The sequence below is a fragment of the Chryseobacterium sp. VD8 genome, from assembly GCF_037149975.1.
GTDB classification, from domain to species: domain Bacteria; phylum Bacteroidota; class Bacteroidia; order Flavobacteriales; family Weeksellaceae; genus Chryseobacterium; species Chryseobacterium indicum.
Genome location: NZ_JBBCQL010000081.1, coordinates 1 through 17,041 on the forward strand (window position 1 = coordinate 1; position 17,041 = coordinate 17,041).

A 17,041-nucleotide genomic window follows, 5' to 3' on the forward strand; every position below is an offset into this window, starting at 1 on the left:
TTAAAAGTATAATCTCCGTGTCCGTTTTTGGTAACCTTTACTCCAAAATCACCCAGAATCTCAATTAATCGATTAACGTCATGGATATCCGGAATATTTTTAATTCTAACTTCTTCATCAGTCAACAAAACAGCACAAAGAATCTGAAGAGCTTCGTTCTTAGCCCCCTGTGGAGTAATTTCGCCTTGCAGTCTTTTTCCTCCTCTTATTTGAAATGTTCCACTCATGTTTACTTTCTTTTATTATGATTGTTATTGTTGTTGTGTCTTCTTTTGTTGTTTTGGTTGTTTCGGTTGTTATTCCTGTTGTTATTGTTATTATTTCGGTTGTTATTATTGGTGGTGTAATAGATTTTGCTCTTTTCAAGAGAATCTATTCCGGTAAGATCCAGCCTGTTTTCCGAAAGTTCCTTCAGATGACGGAAAATAACATCATCTGTTACGTGTTCCTTATTATATACATTGTAGGACTTCTTCATATTATTGGCAATCACTTCGATTAGCGCTTCCTTTTCGTCGCCCTGTTCCAGTTCGATTGCTTTTTCTATTAACTGAAGAATACTTTTCCCGTAAAATTTAAAATCTCCCTGAAGTTTAGGATATTCCATCCTTTTTGGTTTTTCTTCAAGTTCTTCCTTTGTAGGGAAAGGATAGGGGGAATCTACATCCAGATCATGGTTGGCTAAAATGTATAGATGATCCCAAAGTTTATGTTTATAATTTTCTTCGTCTCTCAATTGCGGGTTTCTCTGACCCATAAAATCAATGATTGCCATTGCCATTTCGCTTCGCTCTTCTTTTGTAGGAAGTTCTTTGCAACGTTCAACCAACTGTTGTATAATTCTGCCGTATTCAGGCAAATGAAGCTGAGTTCTTTGGGTATTGTATTCCATAGTATGCAAATATATGGAATAATGGAAAAATTGTACCGAAAATCTTAAAAGTTTATGATTTTTTAATGATTGGTCCTGTTAGCGATTTGATGGGATTTTTAAAGAAAAAATAAAATTATTTCACGTGGTTTAGAATTTTTTTTAATAAAATTGTAATTTAGTTAATACTTTAATAATTAAAAATTTTTAACATGAAAAAAACACACATTTTACTTTCATTGCTGGCTCTAGGTATGGTAAGTTCTTGCCAGAACAATGATGAAACAATTAGCGAAAGCTCAAAACAGTTAGAAATTCATGATAAAATCGTGAATGTTACAAATCACGACGGGCGTCCTTTTAGTACGGGAGCCGGAACTTCTTCAACTTCAAAATTCGTAGCCGGACCGGGCGGAAGTGTTCTTATGCAGGGATTTTACTGGGATGTTCCCGATGGCGGAAACTGGTGGAATACCGTAAAAGCAAAAGTAACCGACTGGTCTAATGCCGGAATTGGTGCAATCTGGCTTCCTCCGGCTTCAAAAGCACAGAACGGAGCTTATTCTATGGGATATGATCCTACAGATTATTACGACTTCGGAAACTTTAACCAGAACGGAAGTGTAGAAACACGTTTCGGATCCAGAGCAGAACTGGAAGCATTAATTACGCAGGCTCACACTGAAAATATGCAGGTGTATGCTGATATTGTCATCAATCATAACAGCGGCGGTCAGTCGGAGGCGAATCCTTACACGGGAACCAATACATGGACCAATTTTTCGGGGGTGGCATCAGGAAAGTTTACAAGAAATTACAACGATTTTTACAAGAATGCTTATGGTAATAATGATGAGGGCGCTTTCGGCGGTTTTCCGGATCTTTGCCATGCCAATCCCTATGTGCAAAGCTGGCTTTGGGAAAGAGATGATTCTGTTGGTAAGTATTATAAAAACGTTATGAAGTTTGACGGATGGAGGTTCGATTATGTAAAAGGTTTCGGACCATGGGTGGTGAACAAGTGGAATGCCAATGTGGGAGGATTTTCTGTAGGAGAATTATGGGATTCTAACGTAAACACGCTGGAATGGTGGGCGAATAATGCCAACAGTTCCGTTTTCGATTTTGCAGCCTATTATAAAATGGATGAAGCATTTGATAATAATAATTTAAATGCTTTGAATGATGATATGATGTGGAAAAGAAACCCTTTCAAAGCAGTGACTTTCGTGGCAAATCATGATACGGATATCATTTACAATAAAATGCTGGCTTATGCGTATATTTTAACTCACGAAGGGTATCCTACGATTTTTTACCGAGATTATGAAGAATGGCTAAACAAGGAGAGATTAAACAATCTGATCTGGATTCACAATAATAAAGCTACCGGAACAACTTCCATTCTGTATACGGATAACGACGAGTATATTGCAAGAAGAAACGGCTATAACGGAAATCCGGGATTGGTAGTCTACATCAACAATTCTTCAACGTGGCAGGAAAGATGGATTCAGACGAACTGGGCAAGTCAGCAGATTAAAGATTTTACCGGAAGTTCAGGCTGGTATCCTACAACTCAGGGCGATAAATGGGTGAAAATTCAATGCGCTCCGAAATCTTATTCAGTATGGTCTTTAAACCAATAATAGAATCAAGGTTTTAAAATGAAAAAGACTGTTTCGTAATTGAAACAGTCTTTATTTATTTACAGCGTTTATCATTTAAAGATCAATCAGACTTCTATAAATTTTTTTCTTTCATCGGGAGTAGGAAGATAACATTTCTGATTTGCCAGTTTCATTCTGTTTCTTGATACAGCATCATAAATTTGATCGCTTAAAAATCCGGGAATGATTTTTCCGATGGCTGAAAGTTTATAGATCCCGCCTAAAAGATGGGCAATTTGCAGAACGGCTTTGGATTTTTCGAGATAATAATGATTCGGTTTCCACAAATAAAGCGTATTGAAAACTTCCGTATTCAGTTTTCTTTCGGTTAAGAACTGTTGTCCGAAATCCGACTGTAACGAAGCAAAAAGAAACCGGTCTTTCTTATCTCTTTTAAGAATCCACTGAACCCAGAAATTGCAGACTCCGCAATCACCGTCAAAAAATACAATATGTTTCCCCACCCATTTTTCCTCCATGATTTTTGATTTTTAAAGAGCCATTTTTCTTTCAGTCTCAGCTTTTTCTTTTTTGAAATAATCTACTAATATTTTTCGCTGCTCATCCGTAAGTTTTGCATCCTGATGTCCGATATAATACGATTCCAGAGGCATTTCTTTTTTTTCGATCATTTCTATACATTCATCAAGCTTATGAGCCTGCTGTTTGGGAAGATACGTGGCAAACGTAGAGAAATTGAGTTCTTTTCTTCCTTCGTCGATATGATGCTTCAGAATCCATGAAGCAGGAGCAATGTTAGAATACCACGGATATTTTGATTCATTAGAATGACAGTCGTAGCATGAATTGGTAATCAGTTGAGCCACTTCCGGCTGTACATTTTTAATCTTTAAAAAATCCATTCCAGGAGTAGGAGCAGGATTTGTTTTGTCGATCGGAAAAAACTGTATGATGATAAAAGCGACAAGAACGATGACCAATATTTTTTTCATTGCTAAAATTTTATGTTTTCTGAATAGATAAAGATAGTCAAATTTTTGAGATATAAGAAGTTTAAAATGCAGTACACATTGCCTTGTCTTTAATGTTTCTAAATATCTGTATATGAGATTGAATATTATTTAAATTCAGATAAAAAATGCTTACCTTAAATGAATTATTACAGATCCATCTATTTAAAGAATTGCAAAACAGTAATTTAAAACTAATTATTGTTTTTAGCTATCGTAAAAATAATTTCAATAGATTGTATTTATTTTATAACAGTTGTATGTTTGCAATGTTCAATATTTAAAAAATTGTTAATCAACATAAAAATTTAAACGATATGGAAAATACTTCAGGAGACATCAGCAAATGCCCTTTTCACAACGGAACGATGAAAAAAGAAAATGTTGCAGGAGGCGGTACTAAAAATATAGACTGGTGGCCGGATCAGTTAAGAGTAGATATTCTTCGTCAGCATTCTGATCTGTCTAACCCTATGGATAAAGATTTTAATTATGCTGAAGCTTTTAAAAGCCTCGATCTGGAAGAAGTAAAAAAAGACCTTCAGGCTTTAATGACGGACTCTCAGGATTGGTGGCCGGCAGATTTCGGACATTATGGACCCTTGTTCATCCGTATGGCTTGGCACAGTGCGGGAACGTATCGTGTAGGTGACGGACGAGGCGGAGCAGGAGCAGGACAGCAGCGTTTTGCGCCATTAAACAGTTGGCCGGATAACGTAAGTCTGGATAAAGCGAGAAGACTTCTTTGGCCTATTAAACAAAAATATGGGAAGAAAATTTCGTGGGCAGATTTAATGATCCTTACCGGAAATATTGCTTTAGAATCGATGGGATTCAAAACGTTCGGATTTGCCGGAGGTCGTGAAGATGTTTGGGAACCGGATCAGGATGTTTACTGGGGAACAGAGAAAACATGGTTGGGTGGAGATCTTCGCTATGCACATGGCTCAGACGGAGTGGTAGAAAACAGAGGAGTTCTTCCTACTGATGACAATGCAGATGGAGATATCCATACAAGAAATTTAGAAAAACCTTTGGCTGCCGTACAGATGGGACTTATTTATGTAAATCCTGAAGGTCCGGACGGAAATCCTGATCCTATTGCAGCAGCAAAAGATATTCGTGATACGTTTGGAAGAATGGCAATGAATGATGAAGAAACCGTTGCTTTAATTGCGGGCGGTCACACATTTGGTAAAACACACGGAGCAGGACCTGCAGATCATGTGGGAGAAGAGCCCGAAGCAGCAGGAATTGAAGCGCAGGGATTTGGATGGAACAGCACCTATAAATCCGGAAAAGGACCGGATGCCATTTCCAGCGGACTGGAAGTAACATGGACGGAAACTCCGACAGAATGGAGTAACTATTTCTTTAAAAATCTTTTTGAAAACGAATGGGAACTTACAAAAAGTCCGGCAGGAGCGCATCAATGGGTTGCCAAGAACGGAGAAGAAATTATTCCCGATGCTTTTGATCCTAATAAAAAACACAGACCAACAATGCTTACAACGGATCTTTCGTTGAGGTTTGATCCTGTTTATGAGAAAATATCAAGAAGATTTTATGAAAATCCGGATGCTTTTGCGGATGCTTTTGCAAGAGCATGGTATAAACTGACGCACAGAGATATGGGACCTAAAGCCCGTTATTTAGGACCGGATGTTCCCGCAGAAGAATTAATATGGCAGGATCCGATTCCGGAAGTGGATCACGCATTAATCAATAATTCAGATGTTGAAGCTTTAAAATCAAAAATTTTAGCTTCAGGTTTAAGTGTTTCAGAATTGGTTTCTACAGCCTGGGCATCGGCTTCTACATTCAGAGGAAGTGATAAAAGAGGAGGCGCAAACGGGGCGAGAATTCGTTTAGCTCCACAAAAAGACTGGGAAGTAAATAATCCGGCACAGCTTCAGAAAGTTTTAAGTATTCTTGAAAATATTCAGAGAGAATTTAATGAAAACCAAACAGGCGGTAAAAGAATTTCTTTAGCTGATCTTATTGTTCTTGCAGGAAGTGCTGCTGTTGAAAAAGCTGCAAAAGACGGTGGCTATCAGATCATCGTTCCTTTTGCGCCGGGAAGAATGGATGCTTCACAGGAACAGACTGATGTAGAATCTATGGGATATCTTGAGCCTGCAGCAGATGGATTCAGAAACTATCTAAAGAAAAAATTCTCAGTATCTACAGAATCTTTATTGATTGATAAAGCACAGCTGTTAACGCTTACAGCTCCTGAACTTACTGTATTAATCGGAGGAATGAGATCTCTTAATGCGAATTTCGACGGTTCTTCTCACGGTATTTTTACGCAGAATCCGGGAATGCTTTCCAATGATTTCTTTGTTAATTTACTGGATATGAGTACTCAGTGGAAATCTGCTTCTGATGATAATGAATTGTATGAAGGGACAGACCGAAAAACCGGAGAGAAAAAATGGACAGCCACAAGAGCGGATCTTGTTTTCGGATCGAATTCCGAACTGAGAGCTATTGCAGAAGTATATGCAAGTTCGGATGCCAAAGAAAAGTTTGTGAATGATTTTGTTTCAGCTTGGGTAAAAGTAATGAATCTTGATCGGTTTGATCTGATTTAGTATAATTAAAATATTTAACATAATAATTGAAAAGGCAACGGTTTTTGTTGTCTTTTTTTTGTTTTTATTTAATTTTAACAACTAAAAATTAGGATTTGTTTAAATAAAATATATTTTTGCTAAAAAAACAAATCTAAACATGATAAAAAAATTATTTCCTGCCTTATTATTGGTAGGCTCTTTTAGTTACGCTCAGATAGGAATCAATAATGAAAATCCCAGTGCAACATTAGACATTACAGGTAATCCGGCAGATCCGGCAAAATTTGATGGCATTATAGCACCGCGAATTACAGGAACACAACTAAGAGCAAAAAACTATACCAGCTCACAAAACGGAGCCGTTGTTTTTGTTACTCAGGAAGATACTTCTCCTGCAGGACAGACGGTAGATGTTACAGCTTCCGGGTATTATTATTTTGACGGAAGTTCCGGGAAATGGATAAAGCTATTGTCGGCGGCAGCAACTCAAAAAATAAAGTCAATGTCTTCAGGAACTGTTGCAGCAGATGATTATACTGTTTTAGTAGGGGGAAATATTACTTTACCTTCTGCAACCTCTACAAACAGAGGAAAAGTTTACCAGCTGATCAATGATACTTCCGGAAATGTAACGATAACAGGAACATTCAGGATTAATGGCGGAAATTTTTCAAATTACGGTTTAAATAACAGCGATTTGGGCAGAGGAATTGCCGTTCAGAGTACGGGATCGGCTTGGGTGATTATTTCGAGATATTAGAATTTCTCAATCATTTAATAGATAAAGCCGGTTTAAAGTACCGGCTTTGTTTATTTAAAGATTTTGATTTTTTGAAAGCTAAATTTAGATAGTGTTATAATATTTAGGATACTCTTTGTAATCTTATTTCTTCTTTTCTTTTTTTCAGGAAATCAGCAGGACGGATGCCATTTTGTTCATAAAACAAATTTGAAAAGCTTTGCCGATTGCTGAAACCGCATGCAAGGGCTATATCTTCTACAGAATATTTCAGCCAAAGTTTATTATTGTACATTTTTTCTGTTGCGTAGTCTATTCTCAATTTATTGATGTAAGTATTGAAGTTACAGCCCAGATATTCATTCATGAATTGTGAAATATAAGTGGCATTAGTCCCGAACTCTATTGCCAGTTTTCCGGCAGTGATACCTTTTTCAAGGAAGCGATTGTTTTTTTCAAATTCATTAAATTTACTTTTAAGATGCTGTGCTGTTTTAGTTTCTATTTTCGAATTCTTTTCATTTGTCCTGTTAAAATTGGTGTCTTCTTTACTTTTTATAGAATTTGCATTGATTTTTTGCAGCAACTCATCATATTTTATCTGAATTTCTTTTTTCTTTTTTTGCCAATATGTTAGAAATACGATCAGGATAAGAATCACCACTAAACTAAGCATTAATAAAAACTTCCCTAAAGAGTTCGTCTTTTCCAGATTGGATTGTGCTTCGAGAAGGGATTTTGTATCGTAGTCTCTGTGTATACGATTGGAAAGATATTTAAAATCAGTGGATATAATGCTATCTGCTTTTAAAAGCTGTTTGGTATAATAGAGCTCTTCTTTTGGCTGTTTCTTATTCCTGTAATGAGTAATAAGCGCTTCATAATTGTTTCTTAATTCAGGAAGAATAAATTGGTATTTATTAAAAATTGAGTCAACCTTTTTGTAGTCTGAAAGCGCTTTGTCTGTATTTTTTAGTTTTTCGTATGCTGATCCTCTGTAAAAGTAGATAACGGATGCAAATGTGTAATCGTTAACTTTTATAAATTGAGGGAGCGCTTGGTTAAATGTTTGGATAGAACTCTGATAAGATTTTTTATTGAATTCTGTTATAGCTTCACTTTTATAGAAATAGCTTTTTTCAAGATCGAAAAAAGAGTCCTTTGGAATTTCACTCAATCCTTCTTGTGTAAGTTTTTCAGCTTCTCTATAATTTCCTAACTGTTGATAGCATACAATCATTTGATGCAAAGAATTGAGGTAGCCTTTCTGATGATTCTTTATAAGATTGGGGTGTATATTTGTCTTTATTTTAGATTTAAAATAAGAGTTACATTTTTTAAATACCTGTAGTGCATCTTTGTAATATCCAAGGTAACTTTTTACTACACCGATATGATAGAGATTCTGGTGTTTCAGAAATTCATCATCTGTATTTTTTGTGTACTCATATGCTTTTAAATATTCATTAAGGGCAGGCTGAAATTTTCTGTAAGTAAAATAATATACAGCACCCTTGCTTATATATGAACTGCCTATGAGGTCAGTATTTGCAGATTGTTTTGCAGCATAAATAGCACTGTCTGCATATTCTATTTTTTTATTTGGAGAATACCTTATAGCATCATCATAAGCCTGAAAAAGTTCTGCATAGTTTTTCTCTTTTTTTGCTTTGTATATATAGATATTTAAATAATGAAAAGCCTTTTGATCATTTTCTTCATATACCCAATATTTATTTCTTAGCGCAGAATAATAGTCCTGCGCAGATAGATGACAGACAGTAAAAAAAATAAAAAAGCTGAAAATAGTTTTATTCATTCCTTTTTAATTTGTTTTCATGGAATTTTTTTCACTTCAAAAGTAATTATTTTAAAATAATAAAAGTTTACATACTTATAAAATGTTTTTTATTAATGAAAATAAATCACTGATGATTAGAGTAATAACTTGTTAAAATGTAAAAAATATAAAATTTTTTACGTAAGAAATTTTATAATCCTACCCACAACTGTTTGTGAAACAGAACACACTCTTTTAATATTGCTAAAAATAACTGATGACTTTCGGCCGGAATTTATCTTCAAAAAAATATTGAAAAAGTATGAAATTCAAATTCATTTTAGTATTGCTTGGGCTTTTTATTATGTTGATAAATTCGTGCAGAGAAACTGAAGAATTATATTCTCCGAATGCAGCATCTGAAGAAAAACTTAATTTAAGAGAAGATAATGAAAAAGAAAACGATTCCATAAAAGAACATAAGGATCCTCCTATAAAAGGAACTCATTGGAAAATTTTTGGCCTCGATAAAAAATAGAATGAAAAAATATGCATTACTTTTTTTATTAATATCTGTATTTTCTTTTGCTCAGGATTCCATCAATAAAATTGTAGAAAAGCAAATTGAACACATAGAAATTGTCACAAAGAAAAAACTGGTTGAAAGGAAAATTGACAGATTAGTATTTAATGTTGAAAATTCAATTTCTGCAACGGGGGGAGATGCGCTTGATGCTTTAAAAGTAACACCCGGAATACGCGTGCTGAATGACAAGATTTCGATGATAGGTAAAAGCGGAATGATTGTGATGGTAGATGACAAAGTAATAAAACTTTCAGGAGATGATCTTATCGGTTTTTTAAAAACAATTCCCTCAGATAATATTAAAAGTATTGAAGTAATTACTGTCCCACCAGCCAAATATGAAGCTCAGGGAAATAGTGGGATCATTAATATAAAGCTTAATAAAGTAAAACAAAATAGTTGGAACAGTTCAGTGAGAAGTACTTATACACAAACCACTTATCCTGCGGGAACTCTAGGAGGAAATTTTAATTACAATAAAGACAAAATTTCTGTTGAATCTGATTTGGGATATACAAACGGATCAGTTGCTCCTAGCTACAAAACTACTTTTTTTTATCCCAGTCAGGTATGGAATGAAGTAAATACAAACAGGAACTATTATGATCTGATTCGAGGTAAAATGGGTGTAAATTACAGATTTTCGGACAGTTTTAATATTGGAATACAATATATGTCCAGTAATAATAAAAAAAAGAATTTAGAAAATGATTTTTCAACTATAACTAATAATAGTAATAATTCTATTGACTCTTTAATTGTCAATAAAGCTGAAAATAAAATAAGAAACCGGTTTAGTACCGTAGATTTTTATTCAATTTATAAATTAGATACTCTAGGCAGAAAAATTTCTGCAAATTTTAATTATTTAAAATTTAAGGATAGTCAGGATAGGATTTTTAGCTCAAATAATTTGTTGGCAAATAATACAGTAATTCCAAATTCATATTATTCTGCGAATAATATTTCAAAACAGGATATTGAAAATTATTCGGCAAATGTTGATGTGGATTTTCCGACTAAGTTCGCAGATTTTACTTTTGGCGGGAAAGTTTCTTTTACAAAGAATAAAACAGATCTGGCTTTGTACAATCTTAGTTCCGGAAGTTCAGTGTATGATGATACACAGAGTAATCGGTTTATTTATAAAGAAAATACTGAAGCATTGTATATTTCTGCCAGTAAAAAATTATCCGAAAAATGGGAAACTCAGTTAGGTCTTAGATTTGAAACTACACAAACTCAGGGTAATTCGATTACTCTAGATAAAATAAATAAAAATAATTACTCAAAATTATTCCCAACATTTTATCTGACGTATACTCCTGATGAAAATAATATTTTCTCATTAAACTACAGTAGAAGATTAAACAGACCCAATTTTGAGGATTTAAATCCATTTAGGATATATAACAATAAATATCAGTATTCTGAAGGCAATCCGTTTCTTCAGCCAAGTTACAGCCATAACATGGAGTTGAGTTATACTCTTAAAAATAACTGGACAAGTAAACTTTACTACTCTAAAATAACTGATGGCTCAGGTGGTATTATCTTGATAGAACCGGCCAATAATAATTTACAGGCAAATATAATTTTAAATTATTTAAACTCGCAAATTATAGGTCTTTCAGAATCGTATACATTAAATTTTAAAAAATGGTTTCAAAGTTATAACAGTTTTGATGTTTATTATTCTAATTCAAAATCGACAGTACCATATCTAAACTCTAATGTGGACGGATTTAATTATAACCTGACTACCAATAATACTTTTAGCTTTAATAAAGAAAAGACTGTTTTATTTGGACTGAATTATTCATATAATTTTAAAGGGATTTCAGGAGTAGATAGAATTTCTGCATACAGCCAGCTTGATGTATCCTTAAAATTTTTGTTTTTAAATAAGAGTCTGAGTCTTGCAATTATTGGAAATGACATCTTAAAAAGCAGTATCATAACCCAGACTTCAATAACCAATAATTATCAGATTAAATATAAAAACTATGAGGATATAAGGTTTTTAAGGCTGTCATTAGTTTATAAATTTGGTAATAAAGATATCAAAAGTACTCAGATAGAAGGGAGTAACGAAGAAGAAAAAAACAGACTTAAAAAATAAACGCATAAATAAAGACCAACGAGGGTATAAAACAGAACGTTAAAGTTCTGGTGTCTTTAAAAGTTTGCCGATTGTTTAACCCATTAAAAAATTAATAACATGGAAAAGAAAAAATTCAATGCCAAAGATTTTTTGAATGTTAGCACTTTATCACCACTTGAATCTGCAGAGATCAAAGGAGGTATGGCTGACACTATTAAAACTGTAAGAACAGTAAAAACTGTTGTAGATGTAGTAACAACAGTAACCAACTAAAAACTATAGTTTTTACAGCTAAAGGCGGTGGAAAATCCACCGCCTTATAAAATTTAAAAACATATAACTATGAATACAGATATATTAGCAGAAGTAAAACCATTCTCTTCAGAATGGTGGGATTTTTTCTTAAAAGAAAATGGGAATTTTACGGAGACCAAAGTATTTAAGAGTGTAATAAACGACGCAGATGTCGTTCTTTTAAATGAAGAAATAATTAAAATCCTACAAGAATTATATTTATTAAAAACAAATAAGTATGGTTTTAGAGTATACTTGGATGGGAAGGAACAGGATAATACTTTTATGACCAATCTATTTGAAAACCATGCTCCTTTTGACAACGAAGATATTACAGAATACTTTAATAGAGTATTCTCTGATAAGAAATTTGGTATGATCATTAATCATACTGAAAAATTTTCTGAAGAATTAGCTCGTCATGTATTACTAAAAATACAACCTTTATTAGATAAGGTAGGTATTCCCCTAACAGGATTAAGTGCTCATATACTAATTGGAAACTACGGGTGGACTCCTCTGGGGATTCATCAGGATACCAGAGGCGAAAATGTTATTCACTTTCATTTGGGTCCCGGTCCTAAGATCATGTACAACTGGAATGAAGATGATTATAAGGAACTTACAGGTAAAAAAGATAATAATAAAGACGTCGAACCACTTTTACCTTATGCGGAAAGTTATCCATTTGAAACGGGAGATCTTTATTATATGCCTTGGAATAAATATCATATCGGGTTCTCAGACCAATTTTCTGTAGGCCTTACCATTTGGTTTAACAATCCTACAAAGAGGAGTTTTACTACCGCAATTCTGGATGCCCTTCATTTGCAGCATCTCAATGAGGATGACGAAATTTTAAGCCCAAATAAGGATAAAGATATAGATTTAACGTTTGAAAATATTAAATCCGTACTGAATCTAAATGAAAATCTAAGAGAGCTGACTTTCATTGATTTATTAAAGTACCTCCATAAAGAGTATAAATTAGCAATTTTAAGCAACGGAGGATGGGCAAGTATTCCTGTCACCTTAAGCGATAAAATCAAGTATGAGATTGATAATTATGAAATACTGGATAATAAGAAAATTATCACTCCATATCCCTTTAAAACATTTTACGAAAAAATAGATGATGAATTGGTGATTTTTGCAAGAGGATATAAGGTGAAAATTAGATATCATGATGAGCTAATAAATATAATTGATAAGTTAAACCAGAATAAAGAAGAACTGGTAACGGATTTACTCAGTAATTTGATAGTTGATTGGCCTGTAGAAGCAGGTTTATACTTTTTATCGCTCCTTTATGACAAGAGAGCTATTAATATTGTTGAAACTAATAAGTTGAAATAAGATGGAACAGGCAATTATCGAAAAAGTAGAATCTTTTTCTGCTGAGTGGTGGGATCATTTTCTAGAAGATAGTGGGAATTTCACTAAAACAAAAGTATATAAAAATGTAATTTCTAATGATGATATTGATATATTAAAGAATGAAGCCGTAAAGATTTTACAGGAGATTTATACTCATAGAACTAATCAGTATGGGTTTAGAGTGTACATAAAAGGTGAAGAGCAGGATATAAACTATATATCCAGACTTTTTGATGCTCCACCAACTGAAAAAGAAACTTTGGAAAGTTATGCAGAAAGAGTTTTTGAAAAACAAAAATTCGGTATGATTATTAATAGAACTGAAAAATTTTCAGAGAAAGTTTCACAGAATATTTTATTAAAATTACAGCCTTTACTGGATAAAGTAGGAATACCTTTAACAGGACTGGAAATGACTCTGTTTGTAGGGAATTACGGATGGACACCTTTGGGAATTCATATTGATATTAAGGGCGAAAATATAATGCATTTTCATCTTGGACCCGGTCCAAAAATAATGTATAATTGGGAAGAAGATACATATAAGGAGTTAACTGGCAAAAAAGAAAATAATACAGATATAGAACCACTTCTGCCTTACTCGGATGCATATCCTTTTGAAACTGGAGATTTTTATTTTATGCCATGGAATAAGTATCATATAGGATTTTCTGATGAATTGTCTATCGGATTTATAGTTGGATTTAACAATCCTACAAGAAAAGGTTTTACATCGGCAATTTTAAATTCTATTTCTCAGCAATATTTAAATGATAACAAACAAATATTAAGTCCGGATAAAAATGTAGAAGTTGAAGATTCATTTAATGCCATTGAATCAGTAATTAATTTAGATGAAAATCTTAGACATCTATCTTTCATGAATTTGATGAAGTACTTACACAAAGAATTTAAATTAGCAATTTTAAGTAATGGTGGATGGGCAAATATTCCAATAACCTTAAATGATAAAATAAAATATGATGTAGATAATTATGAAGTACTAGAGAATAAAAAAATAATTACTCCTTATCCATTTAAAACATACTATGAAAAAATTGGAGATGAGCTGGTCATGTTTGTGCGAGGTTATAAAGTAAAAATTAAATATCATGATGAATTACCCGGAATTATTGATAAATTAAATAGAAATAAAGAGGAGAAAGTAACGGATTTATTAAGTACTTTAACGCAAGATTGGCCTGTAGAAGCCGGCTTATACTTTTTATCATTACTTTATGATAAAAGAGCAATTAATATCATCGAATAACGAAATAAAAAATGAAAAAAATAATACTTTTAATACTTATGACTGCATTATCAAATTTAGGAACTGCCCAGACAAAAACGACCAGTAGTACAAAGTCTTCCGAAAGCTACAGTTATTCGACTTCTTTTGATGCAAAGCAAAAAGAGTCGATACTGAACTATTTAAAAAAAGAGTTAGGCAAAGAGTATAAAACAACGAACCAGAAATTAGTATGGTCAAAGATTAGTGATCTTGAAACTAAAAATGACAAAACGTTTGTTAAACTAGAAGGTAATGAAATTGAATTAAATTATCAAAGCAAAAACGATTTATTGAATCCCCTTATATTGAAAAAACTGAAAAAAATATCTGATTTTATTGAATCAACCAACAAATAAATGAAATTTATTCCTCAGTATAATATCATGGACTGTGGTCCGGCTTGTCTGGCTATGATTGCCAATGAGTATGGAAAAAAATATACTCTGAAATATTTAAGAGAAAAATCATTTCTTACAAGAGATGGAGTATCTTTATTAGGAATCAGCGAAGCGGCGCAAAGCATAGGATTTGAAACAGTAACAACCAGAATAAATTTAGACCAGCTTTTAGATTTACCTACACCCTGTATATTACATTGGGATCAAAACCATTTTATAGTTTTAGAAAAAATAAAAGGGTCCAAAAAAGGCAATAAGCCTTTTTTTAAAAGAGGCTTATTGTTTAAAATTGTTGATCCTTCCTATGGAATATTATACCTCAAGGAAACTGAATTTTTAAAGCATTGGATTAGCAGCGACAACAAAGGTGTTGCATTATTTCTCAATCCTACAGATGCTTTCTATGAATATTCTCCACCTGCGGAAAATAAAATAAATATCAAATATTTGGCAGGAATTTTATTTCAGCATAAAAAACAGTTTTTGTGGATGTTATTATCCTTGCTTTTAGGCAATTTAGTAAACATCGCTTTCCCGTTTTTAACGCAAAATCTTATAGATAAAGGGATTACGGACAAAAACCTGTCAATTGTTCAATTGATACTTTTTGCGCAGATCAGCTTGTTTCTGGGAGCTATGACTGTTGAAATCATTAGAAACTGGCTGGTTTTAAAAGTAGGAACAAAAATCAGCATAACAATTATTTCAGATTTTCTAAGAAAATTATTACAGTTAAAAATAAAATTCTTTGATACTAAAATGATGGGCGATTTCACTCAAAGAATTCAGGATAATGAAAGAATCGAAAACTTTTTAACTTCACAGAGTTTAATCACTATTTTTTCCATTATTTCATTTTGTGTATTTTTTGTTATTTTGGGATATTACAACTACACAATACTGTTCATTTATTTGCTTCTTACTGTTTTAGCTGTTTGTTGGTCTGCATATTTTCTGAAGAAAAGAAGCATACTCGATTTTTATAAATTTAAATTAAAAAGTGAAAATCAAAATGCCATCTATGAGATTATAAATGGTGTAACAGAGATGAAGCTAAATCAGTTTCAGGATTTTAAGAATAAAGAATGGCAGAAAATTCAGGATAAATTGTTACAAATAAATGCAAGAGTTTTGAGGTTAACTCAATTTCAGATAGGCGGTTTTGAAATAATCAACCAAATTAAAAACATTATTGTAACCTACATTTCCGCTGTTTGTGTGATAAAAGGAGAAATGTCATTGGGTGAGCTTATGGCAATTTCTTTTATATTGGGACAAATGATCTCTCCTCTTAACAGTATTACAACATTTTTTTATTCTCTACAGGATGCCAAGCTTAGTTTGGAAAGACTCTCTGAAGTTCAGTATCATGAAGATGAAGAAAATGAAAATTTAATCCCTCTTCCAAAAACATCTTTATTAAAGAATCAAGGGATCAATATTAATGATGTTTCATTTCAATATGAAGGTCCTAAATCTCCATTTGTTCTTAAAGATATTAGTTTTAAAATTCCGGAAGGAAAAATAACGGCAATTGTCGGCGCAAGCGGTAGTGGAAAAACCACTTTAATGAAACTGCTTCTGAGATTTTACGAACCAACAAGAGGTGAACTTTTCTATAATTCTGAAAATATATCAAAAATTTCCCCAAAAAGTTTACGGGAAAATTGTGGTGTCGTAATGCAGGACGGCTTTATATTTTCAGATACTATTGAAAGAAATATTGCCACTGGTGATGAGGAGGTAAACAGAGAAAAACTTCAAAACGCAGTAAAAATAGCAAATATCGAAGAGTTTATAGAAGAACTTCCCTTAGGATATAATACCAAAATCGGAGCATCAGGAAATGGTATTTCTGGTGGGCAAAAACAAAGAATACTTATTGCAAGAGCTGTTTATAAAAATCCTCATTACATTTTTTTTGATGAAGCTACTTCTGCACTTGATGCCGAAAATGAAAAAATCATCCATGACAATTTACAACAGTTTTTCAAAGGAAAAACAGTTTTAATCATCGCACACCGTTTAAGTACAGTGAAAAATGCCGATCAAATTATTGTTTTAAAAAATGGAAGAATTGTAGAGCATGGAAATCATCAGACATTGGTTGATCATAAAGCAGATTACTATAATCTGGTAAAAAATCAATTGGAACTCGGCAGCTAATACTTTTCTTTAAAATTCCAAAGATAAGACTGTAATCAGCTATTTATAAGAAGCTCAGATGACAAATATTAATATTTCTTAAATACAAAAAAGAAGCCGTCTCATTTCCATGAGGCGGTTTTTTTTATTAAACTTTTCAGATTGGATTTTTTGGCTGATTTTTAAAATAAAATGTGGATCTTACGCCACTTTTTTTCTTAAATTATGTGCTAAAG

At 32.9% G+C, this 17,041-nt stretch carries 14 protein-coding genes and 1 pseudogene; 10 read left to right on the forward strand and 5 right to left on the reverse strand.

The window, feature by feature from the left end; genetic code table 11:
• Together WFK35_RS10820 and WFK35_RS10825 are read right to left on the reverse strand one after the other, a co-directional pair.
• Positions 1-227, reverse strand: a pseudogene (locus WFK35_RS10820) (UDP-N-acetylglucosamine 1-carboxyvinyltransferase); the annotation flags it as partial.
• A gap of 2 nt (positions 228-229) precedes the next feature.
• Positions 230-892 carry a DUF4290 domain-containing protein gene (locus WFK35_RS10825; RefSeq protein ID WP_214590763.1) on the reverse strand — a complete coding sequence of 221 codons (663 nt, stop codon included), beginning with the start codon at positions 890-892 and terminating at the stop codon, positions 230-232.
• A gap of 191 nt (positions 893-1,083) precedes the next feature.
• Here WFK35_RS10825 and WFK35_RS10830 point away from each other — a divergent pair, with 191 nt between their 5' ends.
• Positions 1,084-2,520: an alpha-amylase gene (locus WFK35_RS10830; protein WP_214590762.1), complete on the forward strand. Its 1,437-nt coding sequence runs from the start codon at positions 1,084-1,086 to the stop codon at positions 2,518-2,520.
• An 86-nt stretch (positions 2,521-2,606) separates the two neighbouring features.
• Here the strand turns inward: WFK35_RS10830 and WFK35_RS10835 are convergent, their stop codons facing one another.
• Together WFK35_RS10835 and WFK35_RS10840 are read right to left on the reverse strand one after the other, a co-directional pair.
• Positions 2,607-3,020, reverse strand: a complete 414-nt coding sequence (locus tag WFK35_RS10835; RefSeq protein ID WP_336732652.1) for a thiol-disulfide oxidoreductase DCC family protein — start codon at positions 3,018-3,020, stop codon at positions 2,607-2,609.
• Positions 3,021-3,032: 12 nt separating this feature from the next.
• Positions 3,033-3,494, reverse strand: a complete 462-nt coding sequence (locus WFK35_RS10840) for a heme-binding domain-containing protein (protein WP_214590760.1) — start codon at positions 3,492-3,494, stop codon at positions 3,033-3,035.
• A 335-nt stretch (positions 3,495-3,829) separates the two neighbouring features.
• Between WFK35_RS10840 and katG the strand changes: the two genes are divergently transcribed.
• Positions 3,830-6,109, forward strand: coding sequence for a catalase/peroxidase HPI (gene katG / locus WFK35_RS10845; protein ID WP_336732653.1), 2,280 nt, complete (start codon positions 3,830-3,832; stop codon positions 6,107-6,109).
• A 139-nt stretch (positions 6,110-6,248) separates the two neighbouring features.
• The gene (locus WFK35_RS10850; protein ID WP_336732654.1) at positions 6,249-6,851 is read left to right on the forward strand and encodes a hypothetical protein; all 603 of its coding nucleotides are present in this window, start codon (positions 6,249-6,251) and stop codon (positions 6,849-6,851) included.
• A 103-nt stretch (positions 6,852-6,954) separates the two neighbouring features.
• Here WFK35_RS10850 and WFK35_RS10855 read toward each other — a convergent pair whose 3' ends face one another.
• A complete protein-coding gene (locus tag WFK35_RS10855) occupies positions 6,955-8,649 on the reverse strand; it encodes a helix-turn-helix domain-containing protein (RefSeq protein ID WP_336732655.1) in 1,695 nt (564 codons plus the stop codon).
• 283 nt (positions 8,650-8,932) lie between these two features.
• Between WFK35_RS10855 and WFK35_RS10860 the strand changes: the two genes are divergently transcribed.
• The 7 genes from WFK35_RS10860 to WFK35_RS10890 all read left to right on the forward strand — a co-directional run bounded on the left by WFK35_RS10860 (position 8,933) and on the right by WFK35_RS10890 (position 16,826).
• Entirely contained in the window at positions 8,933-9,148 is a 216-nt protein-coding gene (locus WFK35_RS10860) for a hypothetical protein (protein WP_336732656.1), read from the forward strand.
• A 1-nt stretch (position 9,149) separates the two neighbouring features.
• Positions 9,150-11,318, forward strand: a complete 2,169-nt coding sequence (locus WFK35_RS10865; protein WP_336732657.1) for an outer membrane beta-barrel family protein — start codon at positions 9,150-9,152, stop codon at positions 11,316-11,318.
• Positions 11,319-11,417: 99 nt separating this feature from the next.
• Positions 11,418-11,573, forward strand: coding sequence for a hypothetical protein (locus tag WFK35_RS10870; protein ID WP_165796729.1), 156 nt, complete (start codon positions 11,418-11,420; stop codon positions 11,571-11,573).
• Between the two features lie 69 nt (positions 11,574-11,642).
• Positions 11,643-12,950, forward strand: a complete 1,308-nt coding sequence (locus WFK35_RS10875; RefSeq protein ID WP_336732658.1) for a hypothetical protein — start codon at positions 11,643-11,645, stop codon at positions 12,948-12,950.
• A 1-nt stretch (position 12,951) separates the two neighbouring features.
• Positions 12,952-14,241 (forward strand): hypothetical protein, encoded by a 1,290-nt coding sequence (locus WFK35_RS10880; protein ID WP_336732659.1) that lies wholly within the window; start codon positions 12,952-12,954, stop codon positions 14,239-14,241.
• An 11-nt stretch (positions 14,242-14,252) separates the two neighbouring features.
• Positions 14,253-14,618, forward strand: coding sequence for a hypothetical protein (locus WFK35_RS10885; RefSeq protein ID WP_076390947.1), 366 nt, complete (start codon positions 14,253-14,255; stop codon positions 14,616-14,618).
• Positions 14,619-16,826 carry a peptidase domain-containing ABC transporter gene (locus WFK35_RS10890; protein WP_336732660.1) on the forward strand — a complete coding sequence of 736 codons (2,208 nt, stop codon included), beginning with the start codon at positions 14,619-14,621 and terminating at the stop codon, positions 16,824-16,826. It begins immediately after the preceding gene.
• Positions 16,827-17,041: the final 215 nt, after the last annotated feature.

Excerpts from the sequence above, each read along its gene's own strand:
- WFK35_RS10860 (WP_336732656.1), top strand. The coding sequence starts at position 8,933 with ATGAAATTCAAATTCATTTTAGTATTGCTTGGGCTTTTTATTATGTTG.
- katG (WP_336732653.1), top strand. The coding sequence starts at position 3,830 with ATGGAAAATACTTCAGGAGACATCAGCAAATGCCCTTTTCACAACGGA.
- WFK35_RS10850 (WP_336732654.1), top strand. The coding sequence starts at position 6,249 with ATGATAAAAAAATTATTTCCTGCCTTATTATTGGTAGGCTCTTTTAGT.
- WFK35_RS10830 (WP_214590762.1), top strand. The coding sequence starts at position 1,084 with ATGAAAAAAACACACATTTTACTTTCATTGCTGGCTCTAGGTATGGTA.
- WFK35_RS10890 (WP_336732660.1), top strand. The coding sequence starts at position 14,619 with ATGAAATTTATTCCTCAGTATAATATCATGGACTGTGGTCCGGCTTGT.
- WFK35_RS10825 (WP_214590763.1), bottom strand. The coding sequence starts at position 892 with ATGGAATACAATACCCAAAGAACTCAGCTTCATTTGCCTGAATACGGC.
- WFK35_RS10885 (WP_076390947.1), top strand. The coding sequence starts at position 14,253 with ATGAAAAAAATAATACTTTTAATACTTATGACTGCATTATCAAATTTA.
- WFK35_RS10865 (WP_336732657.1), top strand. The coding sequence starts at position 9,150 with ATGAAAAAATATGCATTACTTTTTTTATTAATATCTGTATTTTCTTTT.
- WFK35_RS10875 (WP_336732658.1), top strand. The coding sequence starts at position 11,643 with ATGAATACAGATATATTAGCAGAAGTAAAACCATTCTCTTCAGAATGG.
- WFK35_RS10870 (WP_165796729.1), top strand. The coding sequence starts at position 11,418 with ATGGAAAAGAAAAAATTCAATGCCAAAGATTTTTTGAATGTTAGCACT.
- WFK35_RS10835 (WP_336732652.1), bottom strand. The coding sequence starts at position 3,020 with ATGGAGGAAAAATGGGTGGGGAAACATATTGTATTTTTTGACGGTGAT.
- WFK35_RS10855 (WP_336732655.1), bottom strand. The coding sequence starts at position 8,649 with ATGAATAAAACTATTTTCAGCTTTTTTATTTTTTTTACTGTCTGTCAT.
- WFK35_RS10840 (WP_214590760.1), bottom strand. The coding sequence starts at position 3,494 with ATGAAAAAAATATTGGTCATCGTTCTTGTCGCTTTTATCATCATACAG.
- WFK35_RS10880 (WP_336732659.1), top strand. The coding sequence starts at position 12,952 with ATGGAACAGGCAATTATCGAAAAAGTAGAATCTTTTTCTGCTGAGTGG.